Here is a 20,693-nt window from a genome sequence, read left to right on the forward strand (position 1 = left end):
AGAGGCCAGCAGGCCCCTTGATAAATGGCGATTACAGTAACAGCAGGGAAAGGGAAGGCACATAGGTGATCAGCAGCAGCACCGCTATCATCACCAGCAGATAGGGCCAGACCCGGCGGGCCAGGCCGCCGATGCCGACGCTGGCAATGCCGCTGGCCACAAACAGGTTGACCCCCACCGGCGGTGTGACAAAGCCGATGGCCAGGTTCATCACCATCATCACCCCGAAGTGCACCGGATGCACACCCACGGCGGTCACCAGGGGCAACAGTATGGGGGTCAGGATGACGATGGCCGCCAGCGCCTCCATGAAAATGCCAATCCACAGCAGAAAGAGGTTGATCATGATGAGGATCGCCCACTTGTTGCTGGTGATCGACAGGATCAGATCGGCAATGGTTTCCGGAATCTGCTCTATGGTCATGATGTTGCCGAAAATGGTGGCCATGGCCATCAGCACGATAATGATGGAGGAGATGCCCACCGCTTCCTGGCTGGCATTCCACAAACTGGCCAGCGACAGCTCCTTGTGAATAAACAGCCCCACCAACAGGCCATAGAAGGCCGCCACCGCCGCCGCCTCGGTCGGGGTCATGATGCCGCCATAAATGCCGCCGAGCACGATCACCGGCACCATCAGTGCCCACTTGGCCTGCCAGGTGCTGGCCAGCAGGGTTTTCAGGGAGCGCTCGCGCGCCTCGCCGTACCAGCCGTGTTTCTTGGACACCACATAGACCACCACCATCAACGCCGCACCCATGATGAGGCCGGGCACGATGCCGGCGATAAACAGCTCGCCGATGGACACCTGGGCCGATACGCCATAGACCACAAAGGGATTGCTGGGGGGAATAATTACCCCGATGGCGCCGGCACAGGCCACCACGGTGGCGGCAAAATACTTGTCGTAACCTCGGGCCACCATGGCCGGAATGGTGATGGTGCCGATGGCGGCCACCGTGGCCGGACCCGAGCCGCTGATGGCGGCAAAGAAAATACAGGTCATGATGCTGGCCAGCGCCATGCCCCCGGGCAGGGCCCCCACCAGCTCATCGCCCAGCGCCAGCAGCCGGCGGGACAGGCCGCCCGCCCCCATGAACACGCCGGCGGCGATAAAGAAGGGAATGGCCATGATGGGAAAGGAGTCGATGGAAGAAAAGGCGATTTGCGCCAGGTAATCCACCGGCAGGGTGCCGGCGCCCAGCACGGTCACCAGGCCGGCCAGGCCCAGGGCAAAGGCGATGGGCACCCCCAGCATCAGAAACAGCACAAAGTAGCCAAACAACAGCCCGGTGGCGCTCCACTCGTCCGACAACAGCACGGGCATGAACAACAGGGCCGCCAGGGCCAGTCCCAGCACCACATCGGCCAATGACATGGCCCGGCCCTGACGCCACAGCGACTGCAGGGTCCGTACCGCCATCAGACCAAAACCGATGGGCAGGATCAAATAAGGCAGGTAATAGCCAATCTGCAGCGCCGGTGTGGTCTGCGGCATGGCCAGCTGCATCTGTACATAATCGGCGCCCATCACCGCAAACATGGTGACCAGCACCAGGGTGCAGCCGTCAATGGCTATCCACAGCACCGCCTGGGCGCGCGCGGGCAAGCGGTTATGCAGCACGTCCACCCGTATGCCACTACGGGTGAGAATGGACAGGGACACCGCCAGATAGGAGATCCAGATAAAGATGTAACGGGCCAGCTCTTCGGTCCAGATACCCCAGCCGGCGGCCTGACGCAGGCCCTGGCGCAATGACTCAGGATCAATCAGCCCTCCCACGGCCTGCATAAAGCCGGGAGTCGCCACCAGCTCCTGCAGGGTTGAAAGGGTGTAACGAAAGAAGGTCTGGTAATTGATGATCAGAATCATCGCCAGCAGGCCGATAAACAGCAGGGGTTTTTCCAGGTCTTGAAGCAGCCGGGTCAGCTGCAAGCGCGGCTTGTTGTGCGCCATGGCACCATCCAGCTTCAGGGTATCCATATAAGGCTCCGGTATCGGGTTTTACCGGGCCCGGGCCTGTGCCCGGGCCAGGGGTAAGGATCAGCTCTGGGTGTCTTGCACCAGCTTTACCAGCTCGGCGGGCAGGCGCTCGGCAAACTGGCTGAACACCGGCCGGGTCAGCTCTCGAAAACGGGCCATGTCTTCTTCGGTGGTTTCATGAATGGTCACGCCGGCGGCCAGCATGCTTTCCCGCGCCTTTTTCTGATCGGCGGGATAGGCCTCGGTACGCTGGTATTCCAGGGCCTCGGCCGACGCCTGCTCCAGTATCTCTTGTGCCTCGGCCGGCAGGCTGTCCCACCACTTCTTGTTGGCCATGGCCACCTGCATGCCATAGTTATGGGCCGAAGTGATGGCATATTGCAGGTTTTCGTGGTGCTTGGCGCCCACCATCAAATCAAAGGTATTGCCCTCGGCATCTATGGTGCCCTGCTGCAGGGCGGTATACACCTCCCCCCAGGATATGGGCGAAGGATTGGCGCCCAGCGCCTTGGCCACCGCCACGTCCACCGGCGAGTCGGTGGTGCGCATCTTGAGACCGGCCAGGGAGTCGGGACCGGTCAGCGGGCGGTCTTTGGACACGAAATTGCGGTAGCCGTATTCAGCATACATCAGCGGTTGCAGGCCGATGTCGTTGGCCGCCTGCTCCAGGTAGGCATGCAGGGGCTGCCCCTTATCCAAGGCGCGGTACAGCTGTTCCTGTTTGTCGGGACTGGTGATGTAGGGCAGGTCAAACACCTGGAATACCGATGTAAAACTGGCCAGGTTGGGCGTAGAGCTGACTCCCACTTCCAGGGTGCCGCGCTGAGCCCCTTCGATCATCACCCGGTCGCTGCCCAGTATCGCCCCCGGAAACACCTTGACTCGAATACGGCCATCGGACTTTTCCTTGACCAGGTCGGCAAACTTTTTGTAGGCCGCGGTGATATGACTGCCCGGAGGAGCCGGGTGAGCCAGCTTGAACTGAACCTTGGGCCCCTGATACTCGGCGGCGGCCTGGCCGCTTATCAGCATGGCCAGCACGGCGGATGAAACTGCGCCTGATATGTACTTCATGATTGACCTCTCCCTGTCCCTCGTCGGAATGTTAAAAAACAGTTACTCACTAACAACGAGTGGAACTATAGAAATCGATTGACCAAAGTGTCAACAGGCAATCACAAAAAAGTGATACGAAAAGTTTCATTTTATTTAAATCACATTATTTTCAATATATTGCCTTCCTTGTTTCACCTTGGTCCACTTCCTTCACGCCGATCCATCCAGTGCATAAGCCATAAAACCGGTGACACCATCATCAAAAACATAACAAAAAACCAACAAAAAACTTGCCAACTCGCACATAGCGTATATTTTGATACAAAACGTCTCATTTTTCTGGAGTGGTTATGTCTCTGTATCAAAACCGTGTGTTCGGCGAGTTCGACTATATCGTGGTGGGTGCCGGCTCGGCCGGCTGTGTGCTGGCCAACCGGCTCAGCGAAGACCCCGCCATTCGCGTGCTGCTGCTGGAAGCCGGTGGACGGGACTGGAACCCCTGGATTCACGTACCGGTCGGCTACTTCAAGACCATGCATAACCCGGCCACCGACTGGTGCTATGTCACGGATCCGGATCAGGGCATCGACGGACGCCAGCTGCAGTGGCCCCGGGGTAAGGTGCTGGGTGGCTCCAGCTCACTGAACGGTCTGCTTTACATTCGCGGCCAGCACCAGGACTACGACGACTGGGCCGCCCTCGGCAACGACGGCTGGAGCTTTGACGAGGTGCTGCCCTACTTTAAAAAGTCCGAGTGCCAGTCCAGGGGCGAAAATGCCTATCATGGCGTGGACGGGCCGCTGAAAGTGTCCGATCTGCGCCTGCGCCGGGAAATTGCCGAGCGCTTTATCGAAGCCGCCCAGCAGACCGGTATTCCCGCCAACCCGGACTGCAATGGCGAACGTCAGGAAGGGGTGGGCTATTTTCAGCAAACCGCCCACAAGGGCTTGCGCTGCAGCAGCGCCAAGGCCTTTTTGCGGCCGGCACTCAAGCGCCCCAATCTCACCCTGCTGACTCATGCCCACACGCGGCGTATTCTGCTGGAAGGCAAACAGGCCACCGGCATTGAATTTGAACACAAGGGTGAGCGCCTGCTGGCCCGGGCCACTCGGGAGGTGGTGCTGAGCGCCGGTGCCATCGGCTCACCGCAGATCCTGCAATGCTCCGGCATTGGCGATCCGGAACACCTGGCCTCGGTCGGGGTGGACTGCCGGCATACCCTGCCCGGAGTGGGCGAAAACCTGCAGGATCACCTGCAGATCCGCCTGGTGTTTAAAACCCGCTGCCGCACCCTGAACGATGAAGTGAACAACCCCCTGAAGAAAATGGGCGTGGGCATGCAGTATGCGCTGTCCCGCACCGGCCCCCTGACCCTGGCCGCCAGCCAGGTTTATGTGTTTACTCAATCCCGGGATGAACTGGATCGGCCCGACATTCAGTTCCATATGCAGCCACTGAGTGCCGACAAACCCGGTGAAGGGGTGCACCCCTTCTCGGCCTTTACCGCTTCCGTTTGCCAGTTGCGCCCGCACAGCCGGGGCCGAATTCGCATTCGCAGCGCCGATCCGCATCAATATCCGTCCATTCAGCCCAACTACCTGTCCACCGAGGAAGACTGCCGAGTGGCGGTGGATGCCATCAAGGTAGCCCGACGCATTGCCGAAGCCGATGCCCTGCGCCCGGTGATCACCGACGAGCATGTGCCCGGTCGCCAGTACCAGAGCGACGACGAGCTGCTGGAGGCGGCCCGACGTTTCAGCCAGACCATTTACCACCCCACCAGCACCTGCAAAATGGGCCAGGACGACATGGCCGTGGTCGACCACCGGCTGCGCGTGCACGGCATTGAAGGGCTGAGGGTGGCCGACGCCTCCATCATGCCGCTGATTGTTTCCGGCAATACCAACGCGCCCTCCATCATGATCGGCGAAAAGGCCGCCGACATGATCAAGGAAGATCAAGGACACCGCTGAGCACAGCCCTCCGGCCACAAAAAAGCCCGCAATGGCGGGCTTTTTGCGTCAACAGCCGTTCAGCGCCGGTTTGGGCCGCTCGCCCGGAAAGAACCAGCCGCGCAGGCGTACTCCCATCATGTTGCCGGCAAAGGCCGCCACCAGCCACAGCCAGCCGTGCAGGCTGCCGGAGGCGATGCCGCTGAAGTAGGCGCCTATGTTGCAGCCATAGGCCATGCGTGCGCCGTAACCCAGCAGCAGGCCACCGATCACCGCCGCCAGCAGGGAGCGGCGCGGAATGCGCAGATTGGGGGCAAACTTGCCGGCCAGCACCGCCGCCAGCAGGGCACCCAGCATAATGCCGATGTTCATGACGCTGGTAATGTCCTGCCACACCGGTGCCGACAGGGCACTGGCATTGCCCGGATACTGCCAGAAGGCCCAGCCGCTCACATCCAGCCCGGCGTCCTGGGCCAGTTTGGCACTCCACAGCGCAAAGGCGGACGTGACCCCCCAGGGCCGACCGGCCAGCGCCAGGGTGGCGTAGTTCAGCAACGCCAGGGCCACCGCGCCCCAGATCAGCGGCCAGGGCCCTTTCAGCAGGCGCGCCAACCCCTGATGTGCGCCGGCCGCTTTCGCCTCCAAACCACCATGGCGGCGTTTTTCCATCACGACGGTTGCTCCGGCGATCAAGGCAAACACCGCCAGGTTAAGCACCAACGCCGGCATCAGGCCCAGTTGCTCTACCAGGGAAACGGGCTCAAGGGCCGGCAGGGAAAACCACCAGTCCACATGATGGGTGGAGATAAGCGAGCCCATACAAAAGAACACCAGGGTCACCAGCATGCGGGCGTTACCGCCGCCGGCGGTAAACAGGGTGCCCGAGGCGCAGCCGCCTCCCAGCTGCATGCCGACTCCAAAGATAAAGGCGCCCACCAGCACCGAGGTGCCGAGCGGTGACACAAATCCGCTCACCGCCTGGCCGGCCAGATCGCCCTGACTCAGGGCGGGGAAAAACAGCAATACCGCCAGCGCCAGCATCACCATCTGGGCGCGCAGGCCACGACCGCGCCTCTCGGTAATCATCACCCGCCAGGACGAGGTAAAGCCAAAGGCGGCGTGATACAACACCAAACCCAGTGCGGCCCCTACCGCAAACAACGCCATCTGACGCAATCCGGCCAACTGCAGCAGGGCGAGTGCGCCGGCCAGTATCAGCGCCAGCACGCCCAGACTCAGGGGAGCACGGCGGTCACTCGCCGTGGCAATGGCTGTGGTCATATTGTTTCTCCGGTAACCAATTAACGGCGGGATTCTAACGAGGCGGAGTCAGGGGCCAAAAGAATAAAAACAAACAGGTTATGCTGAAAAAGCATAACCTGTTGAGTATTTATTCTATCGCGCGTCAGGGATCAACGACGCCACACCACCGGAAACCAGTCTTCGCGCATTCTGTCGCCGGTTTGCAGGTTGATGCCGTCAAAGGGCGGTGAGGTAGGACCGCCCCGGTCAACAAAGCGAACGTCATCCCCCATAAAACGGGTGGAGAAAGCCCGGCGACGGTTTCGAGTCTGGTTGCCCGGGGCGCCATGCACCGTCTTGAAGTTGAACAACAGGGCATCCCCCAGCTCCATCTCGGGGATCAAAATCTCAAAGTCACCGTTGTCGATGTCCGGCATGTCCATATAGGGGCTGTCGTCGGCATACCATGAAGCATTGGTGGACCATTTGCTCGGGCGCACCGGTTTGGGCCAGCGGTGGGAGCCCAGCACCACCTGCAGGGCGTTTTCCGGGGTAATGGGATCCAGCGGTATCCAGTAACTGCCGGTCTGATCGCCGTCCACACAGTAATAGGGGTTGTCCTGGTGCCAGGGAGTGGCCTTGGAGGTGCCCGGCTCCTTGACCAGAATATGCTCGTGAAACACCTGAACAGCCTCGGAGCCGGTGGCTTCACCCACAATGGCGGCGCCGGGCGACTGCTCAATCCATCGGCGAAACTCGGGAATGCGCTGCCAGTTGCAATAGTCTTCAAAAAAACGGCCGGTATCGGTGCCGGTGACGTTCTCCCGGCCATGCTCGCTCGGATCCTGCAACACGCGGTCAAAGCCGGCCCGCAGCGACTCAATCCAGTCCTTGAATACGCCCTTGATCACAATGGCGCCATCGCGCTGGTAGGCGACGATTTGCTCGTCGCTCAGCCAGCCTTGGGTGGTGGCCGTGGTCATGTTTCGCTCCTTATACCTTGTTCAGTCACGGCTCGACTTTAACAGCCTTTCTACATAGCATGGAAATACAGTCTAAATATGAAATTCATAGCATAATGACTATACCCTTTACCTTTCGCCAACTGGGCTACTTTGTGGCCGTGGCCCAGCACGGCAGCATCAGCAGGGCCGCCGAGGCACTGCATGTGTCCCAGCCCTCGGTGTCGGTGGCCATCAACCAGCTCGAAGGGCTGCTGGGCCAGTCGCTGTTTCAGCGTCACCGTGGCCAGGGGGTAAGCCTGAGCCCGAGGGGCGAGGCCCTGTTTCGGGAAGCCCGGCATATCCTTACCCTGTCCCACAACCTGCTCGACAGCCAGCATCGGCACGGCACCGAGGTGGAAGGACAACTGCTGCTCGGCTGCTTTCGCGATATCGCCCCCTATTACCTGCCCCGGCTGGTGAGCGAGTTTGAGCGCCGCTATCCGCGCATTCGCGTGATCATGCAGGAGCAGGATCTGGCCGGCGTGTGCCAGGGGCTGGAGCAGGGCAAGACCGAGCTGGTGTTGAGCTACGGCCTGGGGCTGCCGCCGGAGTGCAGCACCCATGTGCTGGATGAGCTCAGGCCCTATGCGCTGCTGCCGGCCCACCATGCCCTGGCGGAAAAACCACGGCTGAGTCTGGCGGAACTGGCCGAGGAAACCCTGATCCTGCAGGATCTGCCGCTGACCCGGGAATATTTTCTGTCGCTGTTCTGGCAGCGGGATCTGCAGCCGGCGCGCATTCACCATACCCTGTCCTTTGAAATGCAGCGTGGCCTGGTGGCCCACGGCCACGGCGTGGCGCTGTCGTGCACCCGGCCCGCCGGCGATCACAGCTACGATGGCGCCCCCATCGCCTGTGTGCCGCTCAACGATGAGGTGCCGCCCCAGCGGGTGGTGCTGGCCCGCTCGCCGGCCTTTCCGCTGTCGGTGCCGGCCCGGCTGTTTGTCGAGCAGGTGACCGGACGGCCCGTCACCGCCTGAGCCGGTTTTTTCGGCCTTCCGCAGGCGAAGCGCCGGCGGGGCGCTACACTGCTGAATAGCCCACAGACAGAAGGCTTCATCAGCAATGACCACCGGCCCCGGCTTCCCTCACCCCGATTCAAATGCTTCAGACCGGCGACGTTCATACCGGCAGTATTGCCGGGAGCGGCTGCCGGAGCTGCGCCTGCTGGAACGACTTGTTCGCCGGGGCGCACCGGCCCTGCGCAGCCGAGTGCTGACAAACGTGCAGGATGGCCACTGGCAACTGCCGGTTTATGCCCTTGAGCTGGGCAGTTCCAGCGCCACCGCCCCGGTGCTGCTGCTGTGCGGCGGCGTGCACGGCATTGAGCGTATCGGCACTCAGCTGCTGCTGGCCCAGCTCGCCACCCTGTTGCAGCGGCTGCACTGGGATTCAAGCCTGCAACAACTGCTGGCCTGCATTCGTATCGTGATCTGCCCGCTGCTGAACCCGGTGGGCATGGCCCGGGGCTGGCGCTGCAACGGCAATGGCATCGATCTGATGCGCAACGCGCCGCTTGAAGCCGACCAGCCCGGCCCCTGGCCGGTATCCGGGCATCGCCTTGGGCCCTGGCTGCCCTGGTATCGTGGACGGCCCCACAACCCCATGGAGCCCGAGGCCCAAGCGATGTGCGCCCTGGTGCAGGAGCAGATCGCCACGGCGCCGTTCAGCCTGGCGCTGGACTGCCATTCGGGCTTTGGCCTGCGTGATCGGATCTGGTTTCCCTACTCCGGGCGGCGCCGGCTGCTGGAACATGCCGCCGAGCTGCATGTACTGCTGCGGCTGTTTGAACGCAGTCATCCCCACCACCCCTACCTGTTTGAGCCGCAGCATCACCACTACCGCACCCATGGCGATCTGTGGGACTACCTCTACCGGCAACACCTGCAGCGCGGCGGCCAGGTATTCCTGCCGCTGACGCTGGAAATGGGCTCCTGGCTCTGGGTAAAGAAAAATCCCCGTCAGCTGGCCAGTTACAGTGGCCTGTTCAACCCGCTGGTGCCCCACCGCCACCAGCGCACCCTGCGCCGCCATCAGCTGTTGCTGGATTTTCTGCTGCGGGCCGTGGCCGCCTGGCGGCACTGGCTGCCCGGCGAGCCGGCACGCCGGCAACACCAACGCCTGGCCGAACGCCGCTGGGGCGCGCGGTGAGCAGGACTCGGCCGCCCCGCTGGATATTACTGCGGGGCCTGACCCGGGAATGCCGCCACTGGGGGGATTTTCCCGAGCGCCTGGCCGACAGCCTTGGCACTCGAGTGCGATGTATTGACCTGCCCGGCAACGGTATTTACCACGGACAAAACTGCCCGCCGTCGATTACCGCCATGCTGGCGCAGGTGCGGAAACGGGCCGACCTGAATGCGCCGGTGCAGTTGCTGGGATTATCGATGGGGGGCATGGTTGCGGCGCAGTGGGCCGCCCATTACCCACGGGAAGTGGCCGGACTGGTGCTGGTCAACTCCAGCAGCGCCCTCAGCCCGCCCTGGCAGCGTCTGCGCCCGGCCGCACTGCCGCTATTATTGCTGACGCTGCTGACACCCCGGGCGCAGCGGGAGGCCCTGATCTACCGGCTGACCTGTGCCCGCCGGAGCGATGCCCACACCACCCTGCCGAAATGGATTCGCTACGCCAACGAATGCCCGGTGGCGCACGCCAATGTTGTGCGCCAGCTGGCCGCCGCCTCCCGCTACCGCATGACTGCCATGCCGCCGGGCCTTGTTCCCCTCATTCTGTGCGGCCGGGGCGATCGCCTGGTGGATCCGCGCTGCAGCCATGCCCTGGCACAACACTGGCACACGCAGGTGCGCGAGCATCCCTGGGCCGGTCACGATCTGCCCCACGATGATCCCGACTGGCTGCTGGATGAGCTGGCTGATTATGTGAATACACAGAAAAAAAGCGCCTTTCGGCGCTGATGCTGGCGGCGAATGCACCAGGCCGACGCGAATGTGCGGCCTGGTATCCGGGCGGGTTTACAACACCTGGGCCGCTATCCAGCCAAAGACGATCAGCGGAATATTGTAGTGAATAAAGGTAGGAATGACCGAGTCACGAATATGATCGTGCTGGCCATCGGCATTCAGGCCGGCGGTGGGACCCAGGGTGGAGTCGGACGCAGGTGAACCCGCATCACCCAGGGCACCGGCGGTGCCCACCAGGGCCAGGGTGGCCAGGGGCGAAAAGCCAAAGCTGATGGCCAGGGGCACATAGATGGCGGCAATAATCGGAATGGTGGAAAACGACGAACCGATGCCCATGGTAATAAAGAGCCCCACCAGCAGCATGACCAGGGCCGCCAGTGCCGAATTGTCACCAATGAGATTACCAGAGCCCGCCACCAGCTCGGGAATGGCGCCGGACGCCTTCATCACCCCGGCAAAGCCGGAGGCGGCAATCATGATAAAGCCGATCAGCGCCATCAGTCGCATGCCCTGGGTGAACACATCGTCCTGATCCTTCCACTTGAACAGGCCGTTCATCGACAACAGGGCAAAGCCCAGCAGGCCACCCAGCACCATGGAGCCGGTGGTCAACTGCACCACTAGGGCGCCGACAATGGCCACACCAATCATCATCAGCTGCTTGCGGCTCAATTGCGGCCGGCTGGCTTTGGCTTCCTTTACCTCATTCAGCGGCGACTGATAGCCCCGGGGCTTACGGTAGCTGAACAGCACCGCCACCAGCAGCCCCAGCAGCATGCCCGCCGCCGGCAACAACATGGCCTTGGGTGCCATGGCAGTGGTCACCTGCATGCCCAGCCCTTCCCCGGCCTGGTTAACGCTGTTGGTCAGAATATCGTTGAGAAAGATGGTGCCAAAGCCCACCGGGGTGGTCATGTACATGATGGTGATACTGAAGGTGATCACGCAGGCCACGGCACGCCGGTCCAGCCGCAGCATGTTCATCAGCCCGAGCAGGGGCGGCACCAGAATGGGAATAAAGGCGATATGCACCGGCACCACGGTGCCCGATGCCGCGCCCACCAGTATCAGGGCCACAAACAGCAGCCATTTTACGCCGCCAGTCTGACTGTTTTCCCCCGGAGCGACATCACGCCGCGCCCCCACCCAGGCCAGTGCCTTGTCCGACACCATGGCGGTAATGCCGGTGCGTGACAGCGCCACCGCAAAGGCTCCCAGGGTGGCGTAGGCCAGGGCCACGGTGGCACCGCCCCCCAGTCCTTCGTTAAAGGCCGAGATCACCTGATCCACCGACATGCCGGCCCAGAGTCCGCCCACCAGGGCCGCCACCACCAGTGAAAACACCACGGACACTCGGGCCAGACACAGGCCCACCATCACCAAAATCGCCAATACAATGGCATTCATCGGATCCTCTCCCCTTGATCACATCCTGTCAGGGTGCACCGGCCCCGATGCACAACAAACAATTAACATCATTAACCAAATTGAAACAAATACATTTTCTGCATGCCGTACATAACCTTTTGGCTATGTTCAGCCGGCCAGGGCCTTGCCCACCAGCGCCTGCATGGCCGGCGACAGCGGCAATGCCAGCGCCGCTTGATGACCCTGCTCAGACATTTTGCGCCAGGTTTTGCGAATAATGTCGACCACCTTGTCCTCATCGTGCCCGGCGGCGAAGTCTTCCAGGTAATGCTGCACAAACACCAGGCAGATCACGTCTTCCAAAATCTGCACATCGGCATCCTGCTTGAGCCGTTTTTTTTGCAGCAAATCACCGACCCGCCGCCGCTCGTTTTCATCATAACCCGCCTCGGCCATGAGGTTTGCCGTCAGATCGGCGTGATATTGCGCCAAATCGCTGCGCCAGCGTTTATAACCGGTCCGATCCATGGGGTAGTCGGCCCGAGGAATGGCCCAGCGGCGAATATGCTGCGCACGGGCGGCAATATGCAGCAGTTCGCCGGCATCGGGAGCAAACAGCTGCAGTTGCCGAGTCATACGCTCGCTGTAAAGCAGCTCCTTGGGTCGGTGATCCTGCTGATTGGGATCCTGGCTGTTGATCTGATCGATGGCGGACATGACTCGCTCAAGGCGGGATGAAGGCGACATTTGGCTTACTCCTTTTGCTCAATGCCGGCAATCATACCGCCAGCGCCGGCTCAGCTCGACCCGTGGCGGTCAAAAAAGACAAAAACCAATTGATGCATTTCAAATGTACCTATATCATCCATCACCGATAACACACATTTAAAATGCACATTAAAGACCAGTCGAGGTTGCCATGCTGAATGCCCGTACCATTGAGATCGTAAAAAGCACCGTCCCCCTGCTGGAGTCGGCCAATACCGCCCTTACCGAACACTTCTACCGACGCATGTTTCGCGACAACCCCGAGCTGAAGGATGTCTTCAACCTCAGTCACCAGAAGACGGGCCGTCAGCCCGCCGCCCTGTTCACCGCCGTGCTGGCCTATGCCAAAAACATCGACAACCCGGCGGTACTGGCCGCCGCCGTAGAGCGCATCGCCCACAAACACACCGGCTTTTCCATTCAGCCCGAGCAGTACGCCATTGTGGGCCATCACCTGCTGGAAACCATCAAGGAGCTGGCCCCCGACGCCGCCACGCCCGAGGTGATTGACGCATGGGCCCAGGCCTATGGCGCCCTGGCCGATATCTTTATTGGCCGGGAAGCACAGATTTATCAGGACAACGAGACCCGGCCCGGCGGCTGGCGCGGTACCCGAGCCTTTGTGGTGAAGGAAAAACATGCCGAGAGCGAGCAGATCACCAGTTTTCTGCTGGCCCCCGCCGACGGCGGCGCCGTGGTTGATTTTAAACCCGGCCAGTACCTGAACCTGCACCTGGACTCCGACACGCTGGAGCACAAGGAATATCGCCAATACTCCCTGTGCCAGGCACCCAACGGCGAAAACTACCGCATTGCGGTCAAACGTGAACAAGGCGGTGTGGCTTCCGGCTTTCTGCATGATCAGGTCAGTGTGGGCGACACCCTGCAGGTGTTGCCCCCGGCGGGCGACTTCTTTATGGAGGTAACCCCGAACACCCCGGTGGTGCTGATCTCCGCCGGGGTGGGCCAGACCCCGATGCGGGCCATGCTTGACCAGTTGCTCAACCGGCAGCACCCGGCCCCGATTTACTGGCTGCATGCCTGTGACAACGGTGCCCAGCATGCCTTCAGGCAGGACCTTCAGGCCACACGCCTGGCACACACCAACCTGGAAACCCACATCTGGTACCGTGCTCCCCTGGCAAGCGACAGGCCCGCGGAAGACTTTGACGCCGCCGGCCTGATGGATCTCGGCCCACTGCGTGAGGCCATCGACCTGCCCAACGCCCATTACTACTTCTGCGGCCCACTGCCCTTTATGACCATGGTCAAGGACACGCTGGCCGGCTGGGACATTGCCGCCGAACGGCTGCACTACGAAGTATTCGGGCCGCATCAAAGCCTGTAACACCCTGCTCAGCCCGCCCCGTTTCGGATACAATTCCCGCTTTCATCTCGTATAGAAAGGGAAGACCATGTTGGTAAAGGCATTACGAAACGGGCTCGGGGGCATTATGGTGGTGGGCGATCTGCTGACCCGCCCGCCCCGACAAAAACGAACCCCCGAGGCGCAGCAGGCGGTGAACACCGCCTGCCGGGAGCTGGCGCTGTATCAGCTGCCTCGCTGCCCGTTCTGCATCAAGGTGCGCCGGGCCATGCATAAACTCAACCTGCCCATTGAGCTGCGCAATGTGAACCCCGGCTCTCCCCATCGGGACGTCCTGCAGGCCGGCGGAGGACGGATCAAGTCGCCCTGCCTGCGCATCGAGGAAAACGGCGAAACGCGCTGGATGTACGAGTCTGGCGACATTATCGCCTACCTGCAGCAGCGCTTTGGCCAGCAGGGCTGATCGACCGTCCATGCCGGCTTTTTCGCCGGTTCGGCCCGTGCCGCTTGCGGCCGGGCCCCGTTTGTTCTAAACAGAAGACTCCCTTATCTGTGCTTCGCCCCGGCGAAAGGCTTTGTGGAGTTTTCTATGAATATCAATGCGCTGCAAACCCTGCTGTTTGTCCCGGCCAATCGCCCGGAGCGGTTTGACAAGGCCCTGAACAGCGGTGCCGATGCCGTTATCATCGATCTGGAAGACGCCGTGCCACCGGCGGAAAAAGACGCCGCCCGCGCCACCCTGGCCGGCTGGTTGATCTCACGGCCACCCGCCTCGGTACTGGTACGCATCAATGGTACCGACAGCCCCTGGTTCAACCAGGACATGGCGCTGTGCCGCTCCGATGCCGTGGCCGCCGTGGTGGTGCCCAAGGCGGAAGATCCGGACGCCCTCAACGAACTGGCCAATGTCACCGACAAGCCGTTGCTGCCCTTTATCGAATCCGCCCTGGCCCTGGCCCGGCTCGATGCCATTGCCTGCGCCAATGGGGTGGCCCGGCTGTTGTTCGGCCAGCTCGACATGGCGCTGGATCTGGCCATGGACTACCCGCCGCCGGCAGACGAGCCTCAGGATCAAACGCCCTTTCTGCCCATTCGCAGCCAGTTGGTGGTGTGTTCACGGGTGTACGGCCTGGCCGCACCACTGGATGCGGTGTATACCGCCTTTAATGACGACGCCGGGCTGACCGCCTATGTGCGCGAGGGCATGAAGCTGGGCTTTGGCGGCATATTGCTGGTTCACCCGCGCCAGGTTGCCCCCGCCCATCTCGCCATGGCCCCTTCCCCGGCCCAGCGGGCCTGGGCGGAGCGGGTGCTGGCCGCCGAGCAGAGGGTAAGGGGGGCCGTGGTGGCGGTCGGTGAGCACATGGTGGACAGCCCGGTCATGGCCCGAGCAAGGCGCATTTTGGGACAAGGCGAGAGGCCGGCATAACCAAAAGGGCCGGGCAATCGCCCGGCCTTGCCTGTGGAGTAATCCACGCTGTTAATATCCCTGTGCGTCCCGTGCCGCCTCCTGCACGGCCTCGCCGCCCTGCTCTATGTCCTTGCCGGCCCCGGCGAGGGTATTGCAGCCGCCCAGCCCCAGGGTTACAACGGCCAGCAGCCATAACGCCATTTTCGAGATTGTCATCGAACGCATCCTTCTGTGGAGAAAACGCTATCAGTATAGTCCGATAGATCAATCTAAATGGCCTCCTCTACGGCAGACTGGCTCAGGGAGCAAATCCGAACCAGTGGGCGGACAACCACAGCTTCATGGCCTCGGCGGTCATGGGTCGGCAGATAAAGTAACCCTGGGCATAATCACAGCCCATTTGTTTCAGGATCTGAAACTCGTCCCTGCTTTCAATGCCCTCTGCCACCACCCTGATGCCGCAGGCTTGCGCCAGGGCAATGCTGGCGTGGCACATTTTCAGTGTGGCCGGGCTGCTGGTGATGCCGGTGACAAAGGATCTGTCCAGCTTTAGTTCATCAAAGGGATAGTCCCTCAGCCTGTTCATATTTGAATAACCGGTACCAAAGTCATCCATTGACAGCCCGAATCCCGCCATCTTGATTCGCGCGGTGATCTCCAGCGGCGCCCTGGTATCCTCCAGCACGCGCCCTTCAGTCACCTCAAAGATAAAGTCGGAAGGGGAAAAGCCTCGCTCCAGCACCAGGGCGCACATGCCATTCATAAAATTCGGGGACATCAGGCTCAGCATGGAGACGTTCACCGACACCGAAAAGGGCTGGCTCTTCTCCAGCCACAGGCGGCTGTCGTGCAGGGCGTTTTCCATCACCAGCCGGGTCAGGGCATCGATGTGCCCTTGTTGTTCCGCCAGGGTAATAAAGTGATCGGGAGAGAGGATGCCGCACCTCGGGTGCCGCCAGCGCACCAGGGCTTCAACCCCGGCAATGGCGCCATTGGTCAGGGCCACCTTGGGCTGGTACACATTGAAAAACTCCCTGCGCTGCAGGGCGCTCGGCAAATCCTTCGCCAACTCGTCCCGGCAATGCCTGTCGGGATGGGCAAAGGGCCGGCGCGTTTCCTCCATCAGCGCCTGCAGCGTCGAGAATGACACCGGTTTCTCCAGTCGAGCCGCCACCCTGAGGTGACAGGCCTTGGACAGCTCTTCCGCGGTGCGCATGATTTTTTGGTCATGGCCGCTGACCAGCACCAGGGCGCCGTTAAAGCCCAACTCCTCAAGCTTTCGAATAAAGGAAAAACCGTCCATTTCCGGCATATTGATATCCAGAAACACCATGTCCGGGCTCGTCTCCTGGCCATTCATGCGTGCCAGCGCGCGCCGCGCACTGGTGCATCCGGTGGCCATGCACCCTTCCAGTCGGTTTAACATGCCCACCAGCAGTTTCAGGGTCACGATATCATCATCGATCACCAGCACCTCGATACCCGTATCCATTGCGCCCTCAAGTCATTATTTTACCGATGTGTGCCAGAACGCGGCCGACCTCGCGGTCCAGCTCGTCCATGGTGTTGTTCGAAATGCCCTCCTTGTTCCGGCAGACGGTTTCCACCTCGAAAAACAGCTCGCCCAACCGTTGTGCTCCCACGGCCCGGGACGAGGACTTCAGGGTGTGAGCCAACGCCTGCAGCCGTGACCATTCCCCGCTGGCAAAGGCCCGGGTTATTTCTGGTAAATCCTGGTTGAGCTGCTGCATATAATCCTGAAGCAGTTCACCAAACAGCGCTTCGTCATTACCCACCAGCTCTCGAAGCACCTCGGTGTCAATGGTGTGGTCACGCGCGTCGCCTCCCTCAACACCGGTACCGTTACCGGCATCACTGGTTTTTTCCTGCGGCAGCCACTTTTCCAGCATTTCCTTCAGCCGGGCCAGTTCGACCGGCTTGGTCAGGTAATCGTTCATGCCCTTTTCAAAACAGCGGGCCATTTCTTCCTTGAAGGCATTGGCCGTCAGGGCCACCACCGGAATGGCGGCGCCGTCCCTCTCTTCGCTGCGCAGTTGCTCGACAAACTGATAACCGTCCATTTCAGGCATGCTCAGATCGGTAAAGATCAGGTGGTAGTGACTCTCGTGGATCGCACTCAGTGCCTCCACGCCATTGCCGGCCAGATCGGCGTCATAGCCGAGCAGATCCAGCTGCTGCACGATGACCTTCTGGTTCACCACATTGTCTTCCACCACCAGAATACGCGCCTTGCCTCGATCGGCACCTTCAGCCGAGCCGGCGTGTTTTTCCATCACACCGTTGTGTTCGGGCAGCGTAACCAGCCCGGCCGCCATCATCACCGCTTCCATAAAGGCGGCACGACGAAGCAGGTTGGCATCAATCATCACATGATCTTCCGCCACTCGTCGGGCACTGCGCCGGGCCCCGCGCTCAATGGTCAGAAAGCTCACCTTGCTGCCGGTCCAGGCCGACGCCGCCTGCCTCAATGCCGCCAGGACGTTTTCCTGGTGGGGCTGGTCATAAATCCAGACCCAGTCCCCCGACGAATAACGGGGCGCCATGCTTTCGGCCACCTGGATCGTCTCGGCAAATTTCACCCTGGCCCGGTCATGGTCAAGGTAACACATCAGGCCCGAGACAATGCCCTGTTCATCCCCAATCACCAGACAGTTCAGCCCCTCGACCTGGTCATGGCCCGTCTTTGCCGGTTCATCATCGACTGCCACCTCAAACGGCAGGCTCACGCTGAAACGGCTGCCGTTATCGGGCTCACTGGTCACCGCGATATTGCCCTCCAGCAAGCCCACCAGGTGATGGGTAATGGCCAGCCCCAGTCCGGTACCGCCAAAGCGACGGGTGGTGCTGGAGTCGGCCTGCATAAAGGCCTGAAACAGGTTGGCCACCACCTGCTCGTTCATGCCGATGCCGTTATCGAGCACATCCAGCCTGACGCTGATGGCAGAGGGCGCACTCTGCGTCATGTTAAGGCTGACGGACACCTTGCCGGGCTGCTTGGTGCTGCTGAACTTGATGGCATTGCTGATCAGGTTGATCAGTATCTGGCGCAGGCGCAGGCTGTCGGATTTCACTCGCGACGGCAGCGCCGGATCCACAAACATGGTCAGCTCCACCCCGGAGGAGCGAGCCTGGTAATCAAACATCTGGCATACCTGCTCCACCAACGCGGTCAAGTCCAGCGGCTCTTTCACCACATCCAGGGTACCGGACTCTATTTTTGAAAATTCCAGAATGGAGTTAATCAGTTCGGTCAGGGAGATAGAGGAGGAATAGATGACGTCCATCACTTCCTTTTGTTTTTGGCTCAGGCCGGTCTGGTAGATCACCTCCAGCATGCCCACCACGCCATTGAGCGGCGTACGAATTTCATGACTCATGGTGGCCAGAAAATAGGATTTGGCCTTGTTGGCCTTTTCCGCATTCTGCTGTGCCTGCAGCAATTCTGCGGTGCGCTCCTTGATGCGGTCTTCCAGCTGATCGGTCAGTTGCCTGAGCTCGCCGGTGCGGGCTTCCACCAGATCTTCCAGGCCCAGGTTCAGCTCAAACAGGCGCTTGCTGCTCTTCTTTAGATTGTCTTCCGCCACCTTGCGTTCGGTGATGTCTACCGCAGCGATGATAACCTTTTCGACCCGGCCGTTATCATCCCGCACCGGAATGATGTTCATGTCCACAAAGAGCGCCTGGCCGTCTTGTCTGGTCAGGGCAACATCGCGCCTGACCGCCATGCCTCGCCAGGCGTCGTTGATGTCTTTCCGCAGCCGTTGCCGCTCTTCTTCCCGGTCATGCAACCAGTAGGCGTCGGTCACCCGCACGCCAAGCAGGCTGTCCTTGTTGCCGCCATAGGCTCTGAGCAGCGTTCGGTTCACATTGGTAATGCACCCTTTAAAATCCACCTCCACAATATAACTGGTCATGTTATCCAGAATATCGGCAAGCTCCTGCCGGGTTTTTCTCAGGGCTTCGGTACGCTGCTTCACCCGTTGTGAGATACGCACATTTTGCAGCAAGCTGTTATAAGTGTAGGCCGTCACCAGCAGCAAAATAAATACCCCGGTCACCATAAACCCTTGCGTATTCAGGGATCTGGCGGGCTTCCAGGCATCCTCGTGCCAGACCTCAATATTGAACCTTTTATAGCCAAGGTAATCGAAGTGTCTGTGCATATCGGCCGCCCCTTTCCGGTCGGCGGCGGGTCGAGTGTCCATCACGGTAAAATGACTGCCATCGTTGCGGTAATTCATGGTGATGCGAAAAATGACATCGAGCAGCCCCATTCTTTCCCTGATGTCATCTATAAAGGCATTAAAGTGAATCAGGCTGCTGACAAAACCGATAAACTCGCGGCGATTCTCTTCCACGCTGGCCAGCGTCGGATTAAACCCCGGTGTATAAACCGGCACAAAATAACGCCAGTCGTCATTGCTATCGGTTTCTCCGGAATGCAGCGGCCTGCGTTCCTGAAAGACCACCTGACCGCTGTCGATGGACAGTTTCAACAGCTCCCGGCTTTCACTGCCAAGATCATAACCAATCAACGACTGGCGCCCGCCCCTGACAAACACCAGCCAGAAGGGGTAATAGGCCTCCCTGACGCCTGCCACCACCGGAATGCTGTTATCATCATGTTCCAGCAAGGAAAAACCAGGATAAAAGGACCGTCTGGCCCTGGCCTCAAAATCCTCCCGGCTTTGATGCATTACCCTCGGAATCCAGGCCAGCCCTTCAATACCGGGACGAATCAGCAGACTGCTTGCGTAACTGGAGAATTCTGCCGGCGTGACCCGCTCACTGCTCGAAATGTAGGCGGCGGTCGAACGGGTGACGTCATCCAGCGACAGCAAGGAGGACTCCAGGCTATCTTGCAGCAGGGTACTGAAGGCGGCGATTTGCCGATCGCTTTTCAGCTTTTCCACTCCGCTTAGCGCAATAAACCCCACCACCAGCAACAGGCAAACCAGCATGGGCAAAAACTGGAGCTTGCCCACACGGCAGTCGTTGAAGCCCGTCCTTTTCAGCTCGGCGCACTGAATAAAGGGAATGGCGATAAACATGCCCAGGCTTTCCGACATCCACCAGTTGAGCAGGCTTCCCGCCAGATGCTCCATGGTCAGGGACAGAAACAGGTAAAAACTACCGATGCCGGTGACTGCCGTGATCACACTGGCCAGCGCCACAGTCGAAAGCAACAGGGCGATAATATAACCCTCGTTGACCTGCTCGGCCCGAGTGCGCAGCAGTTTCCTCAAAATAACCACACCGGTTAGCGTGGCCAGCACCGAGCCGGTGGCGGTGACCGCCGCCATGCCGATAAGGGAAGCACTGAGGTCATGATCCGCCAGCATGACCTTGTGCAGCACATTGGCCGAAAAAGACGCCAGCCACAGGATTTTCCAGTACTGGGTCCCCCACAGGGTCAGGCAATACAGGGCAAGGCCGGCCGCGGGCCAGACCGGCGCACTGAGCAAGGGCGGCATGGCCAGCCACATGCCAAGCTCCGCCAACATAAAATAGCCAACCAGCAGCAAGGCGCTACGCCTGAAAGCCTGCCACTGGCCATGGCTGATACCATTCGCTCCCGCTACCGCCCTGCTTATCATAGGTTCACCATTGTATTCAGTGAATGGCCATAATGCCTGAAG

16 protein-coding genes are annotated in these 20,693 nt (G+C 60.5%); 7 read left to right on the forward strand and 9 right to left on the reverse strand.

Translation table 11 applies throughout. The features are described from left to right. Positions 1-31: 31 nt before the first annotated feature. Positions 32-1,984 (reverse strand): TRAP transporter large permease, encoded by a 1,953-nt coding sequence (locus B6S08_RS07725; RefSeq protein WP_211284172.1) that lies wholly within the window; start codon positions 1,982-1,984, stop codon positions 32-34. A gap of 60 nt (positions 1,985-2,044) precedes the next feature. Beyond that, on the reverse strand, positions 2,045-3,058 hold the full coding sequence (locus B6S08_RS07730) for a TRAP transporter substrate-binding protein (RefSeq protein ID WP_094200140.1): 1,014 nt from the start codon (positions 3,056-3,058) through the stop codon (positions 2,045-2,047). A 332-nt stretch (positions 3,059-3,390) separates the two neighbouring features. On the opposite strand from B6S08_RS07730, the gene B6S08_RS07735 reads away from it, so the two are divergent. Further along, positions 3,391-5,013 (forward strand): GMC family oxidoreductase, encoded by a 1,623-nt coding sequence (locus B6S08_RS07735; protein ID WP_211284173.1) that lies wholly within the window; start codon positions 3,391-3,393, stop codon positions 5,011-5,013. A 48-nt stretch (positions 5,014-5,061) separates the two neighbouring features. Here B6S08_RS07735 and B6S08_RS07740 read toward each other — a convergent pair whose 3' ends face one another. Then, positions 5,062-6,273: a YeeE/YedE family protein gene (locus B6S08_RS07740; RefSeq protein ID WP_094200141.1), complete on the reverse strand. Its 1,212-nt coding sequence runs from the start codon at positions 6,271-6,273 to the stop codon at positions 5,062-5,064. 131 nt (positions 6,274-6,404) lie between these two features. After that, on the reverse strand, positions 6,405-7,217 hold the full coding sequence (locus tag B6S08_RS07745) for a phytanoyl-CoA dioxygenase family protein (protein WP_094200142.1): 813 nt from the start codon (positions 7,215-7,217) through the stop codon (positions 6,405-6,407). A gap of 95 nt (positions 7,218-7,312) precedes the next feature. On the opposite strand from B6S08_RS07745, the gene B6S08_RS07750 reads away from it, so the two are divergent. The 3 genes from B6S08_RS07750 (at position 7,313) to B6S08_RS07760 (ending at position 10,153) form a co-directional block, all read left to right on the forward strand. Continuing rightward, positions 7,313-8,218, forward strand: a complete 906-nt coding sequence (locus B6S08_RS07750) for a LysR substrate-binding domain-containing protein (RefSeq protein WP_094200143.1) — start codon at positions 7,313-7,315, stop codon at positions 8,216-8,218. A gap of 85 nt (positions 8,219-8,303) precedes the next feature. Next, positions 8,304-9,389: a M14 family zinc carboxypeptidase gene (locus B6S08_RS07755; protein WP_094200144.1), complete on the forward strand. Its 1,086-nt coding sequence runs from the start codon at positions 8,304-8,306 to the stop codon at positions 9,387-9,389. Further along, positions 9,386-10,153: an alpha/beta fold hydrolase gene (locus tag B6S08_RS07760; RefSeq protein WP_245849829.1), complete on the forward strand. Its 768-nt coding sequence runs from the start codon at positions 9,386-9,388 to the stop codon at positions 10,151-10,153. The genes B6S08_RS07755 and B6S08_RS07760 overlap by 4 nt, the downstream gene beginning before the upstream one ends. 57 nt (positions 10,154-10,210) lie before the next feature. Here the strand turns inward: B6S08_RS07760 and B6S08_RS07765 are convergent, their stop codons facing one another. Both B6S08_RS07765 and B6S08_RS07770 read right to left on the reverse strand, forming a co-directional pair. Continuing rightward, positions 10,211-11,566, reverse strand: coding sequence for a Na+/H+ antiporter family protein (locus B6S08_RS07765; protein ID WP_094200145.1), 1,356 nt, complete (start codon positions 11,564-11,566; stop codon positions 10,211-10,213). A 129-nt stretch (positions 11,567-11,695) separates the two neighbouring features. After that, the gene (locus B6S08_RS07770) at positions 11,696-12,274 is read right to left on the reverse strand and encodes a DUF4202 domain-containing protein (protein WP_094200146.1); all 579 of its coding nucleotides are present in this window, start codon (positions 12,272-12,274) and stop codon (positions 11,696-11,698) included. 172 nt (positions 12,275-12,446) lie between these two features. Here B6S08_RS07770 and hmpA point away from each other — a divergent pair, with 172 nt between their 5' ends. From hmpA to B6S08_RS07785, 3 genes are all read left to right on the forward strand, one after another. Beyond that, positions 12,447-13,643 (forward strand): NO-inducible flavohemoprotein, encoded by a 1,197-nt coding sequence (hmpA, locus tag B6S08_RS07775; RefSeq protein WP_094200147.1) that lies wholly within the window; start codon positions 12,447-12,449, stop codon positions 13,641-13,643. A gap of 67 nt (positions 13,644-13,710) precedes the next feature. Continuing rightward, the gene (locus B6S08_RS07780; RefSeq protein ID WP_094200148.1) at positions 13,711-14,085 is read left to right on the forward strand and encodes a glutathione S-transferase N-terminal domain-containing protein; all 375 of its coding nucleotides are present in this window, start codon (positions 13,711-13,713) and stop codon (positions 14,083-14,085) included. Between the two features lie 126 nt (positions 14,086-14,211). Then, positions 14,212-15,051, forward strand: a complete 840-nt coding sequence (locus B6S08_RS07785; protein ID WP_094200149.1) for an HpcH/HpaI aldolase/citrate lyase family protein — start codon at positions 14,212-14,214, stop codon at positions 15,049-15,051. Between the two features lie 51 nt (positions 15,052-15,102). On the opposite strand, the gene B6S08_RS07790 is transcribed toward B6S08_RS07785, so the two are convergent. The 3 genes from B6S08_RS07790 to B6S08_RS07800 all read right to left on the reverse strand — a co-directional run bounded on the left by B6S08_RS07790 (position 15,103) and on the right by B6S08_RS07800 (position 20,651). Further along, complete coding sequence (locus B6S08_RS07790) at positions 15,103-15,249, reverse strand: entericidin A/B family lipoprotein (RefSeq protein ID WP_206063565.1); 147 nt, start codon at positions 15,247-15,249, stop codon at positions 15,103-15,105. Between the two features lie 82 nt (positions 15,250-15,331). Beyond that, positions 15,332-16,525 (reverse strand): EAL domain-containing response regulator, encoded by a 1,194-nt coding sequence (locus tag B6S08_RS07795; protein WP_094200150.1) that lies wholly within the window; start codon positions 16,523-16,525, stop codon positions 15,332-15,334. A 7-nt stretch (positions 16,526-16,532) separates the two neighbouring features. Then, positions 16,533-20,651 (reverse strand): response regulator, encoded by a 4,119-nt coding sequence (locus tag B6S08_RS07800; RefSeq protein WP_094200151.1) that lies wholly within the window; start codon positions 20,649-20,651, stop codon positions 16,533-16,535. Between the last annotated feature and the right edge of the window lie 42 nt (positions 20,652-20,693).

This window comes from Oceanimonas doudoroffii (assembly GCF_002242685.1).
GTDB lineage: Bacteria > Pseudomonadota > Gammaproteobacteria > Enterobacterales > Aeromonadaceae > Oceanimonas > Oceanimonas doudoroffii.